This window comes from Candidatus Phytoplasma pruni (genome assembly GCF_013391955.1).
In the GTDB taxonomy this organism is placed as follows: Bacteria; Bacillota_I; Bacilli_A; order Acholeplasmatales; family Acholeplasmataceae; genus Phytoplasma.
This window is the reverse complement of the sequence record NZ_JABUOH010000013.1, coordinates 1-10,914: the sequence shown is the minus strand read 5'-3', so window position 1 is coordinate 10,914 and position 10,914 is coordinate 1. Positions and strand designations below refer to the sequence as shown.

The following is a 10,914-nucleotide window of genomic DNA, read 5'->3' as shown; positions in this document are numbered from 1 at the left end:
TAAAAGCTTGGATTTGTTCTTTTGATAATTGATTATAAGTTTGAGGTTTAACTTGAGAAAGACCTAAAGGAGGAATTAAAGGAAGGCTTTCAGGACTCATTTTAACAAAAGATTCATGATGATTAAAAAAATTATAAGGAGTGTAATCTCCTAAAAATTTGGGAGAATATTGAGAAAGATATTGTAATTGTTCTTTGGTTAAAAAATGTGTTTTAGTTTTTAAAAGTTCCCATTTCATTTTAGGAATGGTTTCGGGTAAGATATTTTTAACTTGTTCTTCATTTAAAATTTGTAAGAATTCATCATTTAAAAGAGGAAGTTGTTCTTGGGTTAAAAAAAATGGTTGACTTTGTGTTGTTTCGGAAGAAGGTTTAAAGTTTAAAAATTTATTTTTATGTTCTTGTTTTTCATTGTTAAATTGGTTATTTTGTTGTTTTAAAGCTTGGTTTTCATGAGAGAGACTAAAAGAATAAAAAACCATACAAAGAGTAGAAAGAGTTAAAATGGAAATAATAATAATGAATGAAACATTTCTATATTTTTTATTTTTAAATTTTTCTAATGACATATTTATTTTTCCTTTTCTTCTTTAAAATTTTATATTTTTTTATAAATATTCTTAATAATAACATATATATATATATATATAACGCTAAAAAGTGAAAAAAAACGATAAAAAAATTTTCTCACACTAATTGAGACATTGTTCCTCCTAAAATGAAAATAATTTTTTAACCCAAAAAAGACTCTTTTCTTAAAGAGTCTTTTTCTACCTTTTTAAAAAATAAATTTAATTATCATAAAACCTTGTAAAAAATTAAAAAAACCGTATAATAAAGGTAAGTTTAAACGAAAGAGAAAAAACCAAATGAAAAAAACCAATCCATTAACGTCAAAAAAAGTAATACTAATTTTAACCTTATTATCCTTCTTTGTAGCAATTATTTTTAGTGTTTATATGTTTGGAAATAACAATCCAGGAGAAAAATCTCCTTCAACAGAAGACAAGAATAACTCTCAAAAAGTGGATAAAAAGGTTATTGTGCCGCAAATAGGTTCACAAAAAGACGGTATTTCCGAAGTTAATGGTAATGGGAATGTTGGTAAAGGTTTATTTAAAGGAGCTTATTCCGAAAAAACACCGCAAAATGGTAATGGTGAAAATAAACCTGATAAATCTACAAATAAAGAAGCAAACGAAGTGACTGCTTCTTATAGAAATGATCCGGCATTCGGCAGTCCTAATAACGTTTATGATTCGCAATATGATCATTTTTACCATTTGGACACAGATGGTTATATTAAATTTGACGAACAAAAAGAGAAAAATAGCCATAAAAAAGTTAAAAATGTTTATTACCAAAAACATGCTGAATTAAATGAAAAAACTCACATGATTAACGGACTAATCGATAAAATTGAATATTATGATGCTAACGGACAAAACATAGAATCAAACACAATCCACAAATACGATAATAATCAAATTGTTTGGTATACTCAAACTTTCGAAGGAAGCAAGCAAGAAAAAAAACTCAATGAAGTTGACAATAAAGCCGGAACGATAACTACTTATGAATATGACAAACAAAAGAACATTAAAACAGAAAAATGCATAAAAGAAAGAGCAGCAACACAAGGAGTAGCAGAAAAAATCACACAATGGGTTAAAAAATATAATTTAACAACCGACAAAGAAATTGAATATACCGATTATTACGAAGGTAAAGAAAATTTTACCCGTATATTAGACACTTCAACAGAAAAAGCAAAAATAAAGAAACTTATTCAATTTAAACATGATAATGTGAACACAACTGACGACAAAAAAGAAACCGTAACTAGTTACGATAAAAACGATAGAATTGAAAAAATAGAATATTACAATTATTCTGAAAATAATCAAAAAAATGAGTTAAAAACATATGTTACATACGAATACGGCACTGAAGGACCTAAAACAAAAGAAACTCATTATTGGTCCGATAACACAGTCAAAGAAAAGATTGTATACAAATACGACGATAAAGGACGTAAAAAAGAAGAAACTCATTATTGGTCCGATCAAACAGTCAAAGACAAAATTAAATACGAATATGACACTCAAACAGGCAAAAAAACCCAAGAGACGCATTACTGGCCTCAAGCGACTGACAAAGTAAAAAATAAATACGAATACAACAAAGATACAGGCGAAATAGTTAAATATACTGAATATGAAAATAACGGTTCTACTGTAAAGCAAACATATCCATATCCGCCTAAAAAATAACCAGATCCTATTTATAGGATTTTTTTATCATCCTAAACTATTGTAAATCCTAAAAAAAGATATATAATAATCAATCAAAGAAAGGCTTTTTCATGAACTTAAAAAAATTAATCAAATCTAGACCATTTATCATCTCCACTCTTCTTACTTCCTTGATGTTATTATCTCTTTTTATTTGGTGCGTTTTAATCCATAGAATAACCATAGAAAAACCCATCAAAGAGACTTTAACAAAAGGCGAACAAAAACTTTCAGATGAAAAAGATTATCTAAAAGCCCTCCATCAATGGAAAGATCAATGCGATTTTAAACCTCATACCAAATACACAGCAAACGAAGTGAGAGAAAAATTAGGACGTTCCGATGGTAAAATATATACTAATTCGCAAGACTATAAAGGCATCGTCTTAAAAGGTATTATCATTGATGATGAGATAAAGCCTTCTGCTGACGGTTCCATCCAATATAAATATAAAAAAGGTTGGTTTTTAGATGATTGGTATTTCAACGATATTCTTGTCGGAACTACTGATGATGCTTTTTTACAATCCATCTATTCTTATGGATATTATAGCAATACTCCTCCGCCTCAACCGCCAACAACTGTTTCCTCATAAAAGACAAGCCTTTTAATTCCTTCATCTATCGAAACATCTATATAAATATCCAATAAATAAACAACAATAAAAAACACCATTAATCAATAAAAAAATCCTTTAATTTTTCATCCTTCTTATCAATTACCCAAAAGAAGGTTTATGAAAAAGAGGATTTTTTTCTTCCTTTTTAGGGGTATAAAACATTTTAAACCTTTTATAGGTGAAAAATATTTTTTTTATTTTGCTTTCCAATTGGTTAAATCTAAGTTATAATATAAGATAAATTTAAAGGATTATTTTTTAGTTTTCTCTTTTGGCAGGTTAGTGTTCTTTTCAGCTTTTTTAACCTTTTCTTCAAGATAAAATATAAAAGAAGACTTTTAATATTAGTTGGTTTTTTCTTTGGTCCGATAAAATACAAACGAAGGGGAAGTTAAGATGTTAAAATTAATTAATATATCTAAAACTTATAAAAATAAAAACACTATTTTGCATAATATTAATTTAACTTTACCGCATAAAGGGATGGTTTTTATTGTCGGTAAATCAGGGAGCGGTAAAACCACTTTAATGAATATTTTAGGTGGTTTGGATAATTATAATGAAGGCGAAATAATCTTTAAAAATAAATCTACTAAAAAATTTCGTCAAAAAGATTTTGACGCTTTTCGTAATTCTTCCGTGGGTTTTATTTTTCAAGATTATAGTTTATTACCGGAATTAAGTGTTTTTGAAAATATTAGTATTGCTTTAGAATTGCAAAGAAAAAAAGCTGATCCGCAGATGGTAGAAGATATCTTAACCAAAATAGGTTTAGATAATTTCGCTCATCGTAAAATTAATGAACTTTCCGGGGGACAAAAACAAAGAATATCTATTGCTCGTGCTTTAATCAAAAACCCGGAAATTATTATGGGCGATGAACCGACAGGCGCTTTAGATAGCAAAACCGGCAAACAAATTATCGAAATTTTAAAAAAATTATCCAAAGAGAAATTAATTATCATTGTTTCGCATGATTTGAATTTCGCTCATAAATACGCTGATAGGATTATTGAAATTAAAGACGGACAGATCATCAAAGACGAAATAAAAACTGTTTTAAATCCTGAAAACGAAGTTTTAGTTAATAATGAATATAAGCCTATTTATTCTTTTTTACCCTTTAAAAGGTCTTTTAAATTCGCTCTTAATGCTGTTAAACATAAACCAGCTAATCTCTTTTTCAATATTTTATTATCCGCTTTTGCGTTAATCTTTTTAGGGGTGGCTTTGTCTTTCGCCTCTTTTAATAAACGCGATATTATTAAACGTTCTTTCGCGAAAAAAGATCCTCATATTCCTTTAATAGTGGATATAAATGATGAAAAAACAGCTGATAATTTAATTAACAATAATCCTAGTGCTCAATTTAAAAAAGTATATCAATTGCGATACAATTTCACCGATTATAAAGGAAAATATAAATTAACCAATAATTTGACTCCTTTAGAAGAATACATTTTAACTCTATTAAATTTATTCTCTACTCCTTTGCCTAAACCTACTCAATTAAGAGAACAAATACAGGCTCAAAACCAAGCTTTAGAAAACGCCCCAGTGAGCGATTATGATCCCCAAAGAAAAGTGACTTTAGTGCGCGTTATTGAATACGATCCTCAAAATGACGCTTTTTTGAAAGAATTAGGTTTAAAAGTGGTTCCTAAAAAGGATGCATCCGAAGCTGTTCCTAACACCAAGGGACCCGAAAAGACGCATAAAATTTTAATTTCTCGTTATTTGAAAGATAATGTTTTAAAACAATATTTGGAACAAAACAAAATTGATAATTATGGTTTATTTGAATTCGAAAGCGATGAAGAACGTTTTGAAAGTGTCAAAAATTTAACTCCCGCAGAAACCAAAGAAATGTATGATAATCCCATCATCAACGTGGTTAAAATCACTTTACACAATTTATATAAATTGTTTAAAACAGAAGGATTAGAAAATATGGTTTTTGTTTCTAAAGATTTTATCCAAAAGAACGCAGAAAATCTATATATCAATAAGTTAATAGGTAATTTGCAAAAAATAGAGGAACAAGATCTAGATTCCATTATTAATACTCATTATTCACGTCATACCTTATCTTCAATTCCGATGGTGTTATTTATTGACGCTGTGGAGCCCCTTTTTGAAATGATAACCTTGTTATTTGTCTTTTTAAGTATCAATTATACGATCTTTTCTATCGTGTTAATGTTTAACTTCATTTCTTCTAGTGTTCAAAGTAAAAAAAAGGAAATTGGCATTTTAAGAGCTATTGGAGCAAGTAGTTTTGATGTGATTATGATTTTCATGCAAGAAATTTTAATCATTGCTTTGATGATTTTCCTGATAGCCGTTCTAGCGATCAAAACAGTGATTTGTTACGGTAATCAGGTTATTTCTTCCTTAGTTTGGGTTGATATAGTGGAATTTGGGGCTAAAGAAATACTTTACGTTGGTTTGATCACTTTTATAGTGTCCTTTGTGTCTGGTTTAGGACAAACTTTAAGAATCGCTCATAAAAAACCTATTGAAGCTATGAGATGATATTAGAACTCTTTGATATAAAGTACTTATGATAAAAAGAAAAGGACTCTTTAGAGAGTCCTTTTTTAGGCCTTTAACGGTCGTATTAATGAAAGTTGATATAATTTATCATCTCTTCGTTATTTCTCTTCCATTAAGCGCTAAATTCGTTAAATAAACGTTCTTTTATAATATTTCCATAAGAGGTATTTAAAGTTTTTAAAAATATTGTTGTACAATACAAACCTTATAAAGAGTAAAAAAACCCTTTTAAGGGTTAAAAAGATAAAAAAACTACTTTGCAGTAGTTTTTTTATTTGGTAGTTTTCTTTTGATTAGAAAGCTTTTTTCTCTTTTTTTTGTTCTTTTTGTTGCTAAAAGCTATTTTATTAATTGTATAGATAGAAACAAAAAGAGAAGCAAAAGAGAAGGCGTATTTAATGACAACGCTTATCATTAAACTTTGATGAGTTGATAATTCTATTAAAAACGACAAAAAGATCACTAAACCATCAGTTAAAAATAAAATCAACCAAAAAGGCATTTTTAATTTATCTTTTAAGATGTTTTGAACCACACCTGTTCCACTCATAGAAGCTTTGTTTTTGAAAATTAAACCTGTCCCTGTTCCCAGAATCAGGCTGGCTAATAAATAAACCAAAGCGGTTCTAAAATGACCTTTGTCTTCTAAAAAAGGGAAAACAGAGTCAAAAATTTTAAATTTAAAAATTTCAAAAGAACTTAATAAAGTGGTAAAAGTGATAATTAAAAAAGTCACTAATAAAGATTTTTTAAAAAATTTTTTACCTAAAAAATGTAATCCTAAAAATAAAGTCACAATATAGACTAAATCGACTGTGAAAGGATGACCGAAAAATTTGTTTATATCCAAATGACAAACATTTTTTAAAATGCTGTCTAAGAAATTTAAAAAGGATTCTGTTCCGCCCATAGTTAATTTTTCTTGTTGCACTAAGAAGTGAATCCCGAAAATTAAAATAAAGGCTCCTAAAATAATTTGAAATAATTCCGATTTATGTTTCATTTTAATTATTCACACTTTCTTTTATTTTTTAAAACTTTGCCTAAACCAGTTTTGAAAAAATAAATAAAAAATAATATATCTATTTTTATAAAATAATAAAAAAATCTATATTTTAAAAAATAATTAATAAATATACATATCATATAATTCGAGTTAAAAAATATTAGCTGTATTTTAATGAATTTCATTTATAATAAATTTCACTAATAAAAATAAGGGAAAAAGCAGTTTAAAAATTTATTTTCATTTTTAAATACAATTTATATTATAACAAAATTCAAAATAAATTGCAATTTTCCGTCCTTTTAATTTTTTTATCTCCTAAAAATGGTCTTTTTAAAACTGTTTTTTTTCTTGATTGGGCCTACTTTTGGAAGAAAAAACTTACTTTTAAGAAAAAAGATGACTCTTTTAAAGCTTTTTTAACAGATAAAAAAACTTTTTAACCTATCTTTAATCAATAAAAAAAAATAAAATTTGTTAAAATAAAAATGTTATTAATTATATTTTATTATTAAATTTTTATATTACTCTTAATAGCGAGTCAAAAGCAAGCAAAAAAGAATTACCAAAAGTACTCTTGTTAAGAGATAGTATTACGAAAGTCAAATAACATCATAACTTGAAGTTTAATGACTCTTTTAGTAAAAAAAATTATCATTATTACTCGAAAAACCTAATAAAAACATTGTTTATAAGAAATGTTGTCTTTTTCATAATAAAAAAAGATTGTTACTATATAGGTTTTAGGTCATTAAATTAATAGCTAAAACGAAAATATTGTTTTTTAGTTATAAAAAAAATTAATTTATACCATATAATAAATATGATAATTAGTTTAATAATAATTTATAGAAAAAAAATAATTTGAATATTGAAACAATATTAACTATATTAAAGATATTCTGAATAAAGGAAATAAATTAATGAAGATTCAAAATAAAGTAATGTTAATTACTTATCCTGATTCATTAGGAAAAAATCTTAAAGAATTAAATCAAGTTCTAAAAGAAGATTTAGGACAGAACACAATCGGTGGGATTCATATTTTACCTTTTTTCCCTTCCACAAGTGACCGAGGATTCGCGCCTTATGATTATAATATCGTTGATCCCGCTTTTGGAGATTGGGATGATATTGCTGAATTAAAAAAACAATATTATTTAATGTTTGATTTTATGATCAACCATATTTCCAAAGAATCCGTTATGTATAAAGATTTTCAACAAAATCATGAAAACTCTAAATATAATAATTTCTTTCTTCGTTGGGAAAAATTTTGGGCTAAAGAAGGTAAAAACCGTCCTACTCAACAAGATGTTGATTTAATTTATAAACGTAAAGATAAAGCTCCTATTCAAAAAATTAAATTCGCGAATAACCAAGAAGAACATCTTTGGAATACTTTTGGTGAAGATCAGATCGATATTAACGTTGATGATGAAGTAGCAAAAGAATTCATTAAAGATACTTTAAACAATATGGTCGAAAAAGGCGCTAGTTTAATCCGTTTAGATGCTTTTGCTTATGTTTATAAAAAAGCCAATACCACTTGTTTCTTTTTAGAACCAGATATTTGGAACTTATTAACAGATGTGAGTAATATCATTAGTCAATCAGGAGCTTTACTTTTACCTGAAATTCATGAAAATTATGTTATTTCTCATAAAATAAGCCAACACGGTTACTTTATTTATGATTTCGCTTTACCATTAATTGTTCTTTATACTTTATATTCCGGTAAAACAGAACGTTTAAAAGCTTGGTTAATGAAATCCCCGATGAAACAATTTACGACTTTAGATACTCATGATGGTATCGGAGTGGTCGATGCTTTTGATCTTTTAACTGATGATGAGATTAAATATACCACAGAAAGAATATATAAAATGGGGGTGAATGTGAAAAAAATCTATTCCTCCGTTTCTTATAAAAACTTAGATATTTATCAAATCAATTCTACTTATTATTCTGCTTTAGCGAATGATGATGATAGTTATTTATTAAGTCGTGCTTTTCAAATTTTCGCTCCAGGAATACCACAAGTTTATTACGTAGGTCTTTTAGCGGGTGAAAACGATATTAAATTGTTAGAATCTTCTAAAGAAGGACGTAATATTAACCGTCATTACTATTCTCGTGAAGAGATCAAAACAGTAGTTCAAAGACCTGTGGTGAAAAACCTCTTTCAATTATTACAATGGCGTAACACTAGCCACGCTTTTGATTTAGATGGTTCTATTAGCGTAGAACCAAACTTAGAGAACCACAAAATTAAAATTGTGCGTCAAGATAAAGCTGGCCAAACTACAGCTATTTTAGAAGCTGACGCTAAAACAAAAAAATTCTTAATTACTGAAAACGGTCAAGAAATATTTAAAAATTATTAACTTTTTTCCAAAAAGTTTTATAAATCAGTTATCTTTTAGCAAAGATAACTGATTTTTTTATTTTTTTAAAAAAATTTTTTTATAAAAGGTAAGAGTGTTAATTTAGTATCTAAAACCATCTTGGAGGTGGTTTTTTCTTTATTTTCTTCTGTTTTATAAAACCTTTAAAAGTAGTTTTTTCCCCTAAAAAAGATCATTATCCTTTTTATTATGAAGGTATTAGTATTGCGACACTTAGACTGCTAAACAATAACTTTCTTTTTCGCCTTTTTTAGTTTAAATTAGTTTATTTTGAAAAAAAATATTTTTTTTAAATAATAGTATTCTTTTTTTTTGTGTATAATATAAAATAGTGTTTTTAAATAATAATAGGCCATAATTTTATCTTTTAACAAAACAGGAAAGATTGCGTTTGTCAAAAACTTTTTTTGGGAAACTGTAATAGTTGTTAAAAAGGATTATCGCCGACATAGTTTTGATGCTTCAATAAATATAATAATAATTGGTTTTTTAATTTTATTATTTCTCTTTGTGAAAAAATATTATTCAATTTTTTAAACATAATGGCAACAATTTCATTAGCATGATTAAAAAAAATTACTAAATTATTAATAATAATTTAATGTAGAAAGATGATAATTCATGATAAGTAAAATTAAATTTAAAAAATTTATTAAAAGTCAATTTAGAAAAATAATTTCTTTCTTTTTATTTTTAACTATTTTTATTTTAGCTTTTAATTGTCATTTGCTTCCGGTTTCTGTGGGTTTTGACCCTGCTGGTGGTTATAAATATGGCAACAACCAAAATGATGGTAGTTCTAGTCCTACACGTGAGGCAACAACGCCAACAAAAAAAGAAGCATCAAAAGAAAAAAAGAAAACTCAAACAAATTCTCCCAAAAAATTAACAAGAACATCTTCAAATGGAACAAATTCTTCAAAATGGAGAGGAATAATGCCCACTTCATCGGTAACAATCCCTTCGTTAAAGCCTAAAAAAAGCCAAATGAGTACAGAACAAAGCGAAGAAATACAAGAATTTAAAGAAAAAATCAAAGAATTAATACAAAACGATATTTTTTTAAAAATGTTAGAAGTTAAAAACGGAAAAAATTTAACCGGAAGAACTCCAGAACAACAAGCAGAATTTAACAGACAATTAGCGCTTGAAATCAAAATGATTGACGCTATTGATTCAGAAGTTAAATTAGCCAATTATCTAAAGAAAAATAAATTTATTTCCGATTTTGTTTTAGAAAAATTAGATTATCAAAGGCAACAATTTTACGCATCAGCTTTAAATTTAGTAACTCAAGATTTGACAAAAAAACAAAACTTAACCAACTTAAAGGGAGTTTTAGAAGAAAAATGGAAAACAATAAATCAATATAATCGCATCCTTCCGAAGAAAAAACTGTCGGATGTTCTTCAAAAAACAGATTTAGGCAAAATAGAATGTGAAAACCCTGATAAACCAACAATATTAGAAGTTTCAAACGCGATTTCAAAACGCAACCCTGATCTTTTAATGAATAAAGTTGAAATAACATTTAGTCGTAGTATGCCAACAACAAAAGCAAGAGTTCAAGTGGTTAAAACAAATTCGAAATATTTTAATAGCAACACTATTTCCGTTTATTACACTACTACTGCGAAAACACAAACTCAAAATAATGAAACATTGGAACAATTATCGACACCAAATTCAGAAGAAAATAATGAACAACAAGAACAACAATGCTCAATGTTTTCTGAAGAAGAAATAAATGGTCACAATAACGGACAAAATGACTCTGAAACAACAACAGAAGAAACGAACGAACAATTAACAGACGAAATAGAAGGCCAAGAAGATCAAGAAAACGGACAAGAAGAACATGATGAAGACAATGAAAATGATGAAGAAGAGGGCGATGGGACAGTTGTAGATACTCAACCTGAAGATTCTACTCCTGGAAAAAACGAACCAGTTTCTGATTCTCAATCTGATGAAGTTAAAACTGAAACAAAACCTGAAGATTCTCAAACTGATGAAGTTAAACCTGTTGAT

Annotated in this window: 7 protein-coding genes; 5 read left to right on the top strand and 2 right to left on the bottom strand. The window is 27.3% G+C overall.

Annotated features, from left to right (window positions below; translation table 11 throughout):
- Positions 1-568, bottom strand: a 568-nt coding sequence (locus tag HR065_RS00450) for a hypothetical protein (protein WP_178733956.1), incomplete at its 3' end; no start/stop codon positions are given.
- A 300-nt stretch (positions 569-868) separates the two neighbouring features.
- Here HR065_RS00450 and HR065_RS00445 point away from each other — a divergent pair.
- The 3 genes from HR065_RS00445 to HR065_RS00435 all read left to right on the top strand — a co-directional run bounded on the left by HR065_RS00445 (position 869) and on the right by HR065_RS00435 (position 5,448).
- A complete protein-coding gene (locus HR065_RS00445) occupies positions 869-2,272 on the top strand; it encodes a hypothetical protein (protein ID WP_178733955.1) in 1,404 nt (467 codons plus the stop codon).
- Between the two features lie 92 nt (positions 2,273-2,364).
- Positions 2,365-2,889: a hypothetical protein gene (locus HR065_RS00440; RefSeq protein WP_178733954.1), complete on the top strand. Its 525-nt coding sequence runs from the start codon at positions 2,365-2,367 to the stop codon at positions 2,887-2,889.
- A gap of 420 nt (positions 2,890-3,309) precedes the next feature.
- Positions 3,310-5,448: an ABC transporter ATP-binding protein/permease gene (locus HR065_RS00435; protein WP_178733953.1), complete on the top strand. Its 2,139-nt coding sequence runs from the start codon at positions 3,310-3,312 to the stop codon at positions 5,446-5,448.
- Positions 5,449-5,740: 292 nt separating this feature from the next.
- Here HR065_RS00435 and HR065_RS00430 read toward each other — a convergent pair whose 3' ends face one another.
- Positions 5,741-6,472, bottom strand: a complete 732-nt coding sequence (locus HR065_RS00430; RefSeq protein ID WP_178733952.1) for a YitT family protein — start codon at positions 6,470-6,472, stop codon at positions 5,741-5,743.
- A 926-nt stretch (positions 6,473-7,398) separates the two neighbouring features.
- On the opposite strand from HR065_RS00430, the gene gtfA reads away from it, so the two are divergent.
- Together gtfA and HR065_RS00420 are read left to right on the top strand one after the other, a co-directional pair.
- Positions 7,399-8,862, top strand: a complete 1,464-nt coding sequence (gene gtfA, locus HR065_RS00425; RefSeq protein WP_178733951.1) for a sucrose phosphorylase — start codon at positions 7,399-7,401, stop codon at positions 8,860-8,862.
- Between the two features lie 642 nt (positions 8,863-9,504).
- Positions 9,505-10,914 (top strand): coiled-coil domain-containing protein (locus tag HR065_RS00420; protein WP_218644374.1); only part of this gene is annotated, 1,410 nt, incomplete at its 3' end.

Excerpts from the sequence above, each read along its gene's own strand:
- HR065_RS00430 (WP_178733952.1), bottom strand. The coding sequence starts at position 6,472 with ATGAAACATAAATCGGAATTATTTCAAATTATTTTAGGAGCCTTTATT.
- HR065_RS00440 (WP_178733954.1), top strand. The coding sequence starts at position 2,365 with ATGAACTTAAAAAAATTAATCAAATCTAGACCATTTATCATCTCCACT.
- HR065_RS00445 (WP_178733955.1), top strand. The coding sequence starts at position 869 with ATGAAAAAAACCAATCCATTAACGTCAAAAAAAGTAATACTAATTTTA.
- gtfA (WP_178733951.1), top strand. The coding sequence starts at position 7,399 with ATGAAGATTCAAAATAAAGTAATGTTAATTACTTATCCTGATTCATTA.
- HR065_RS00435 (WP_178733953.1), top strand. The coding sequence starts at position 3,310 with ATGTTAAAATTAATTAATATATCTAAAACTTATAAAAATAAAAACACT.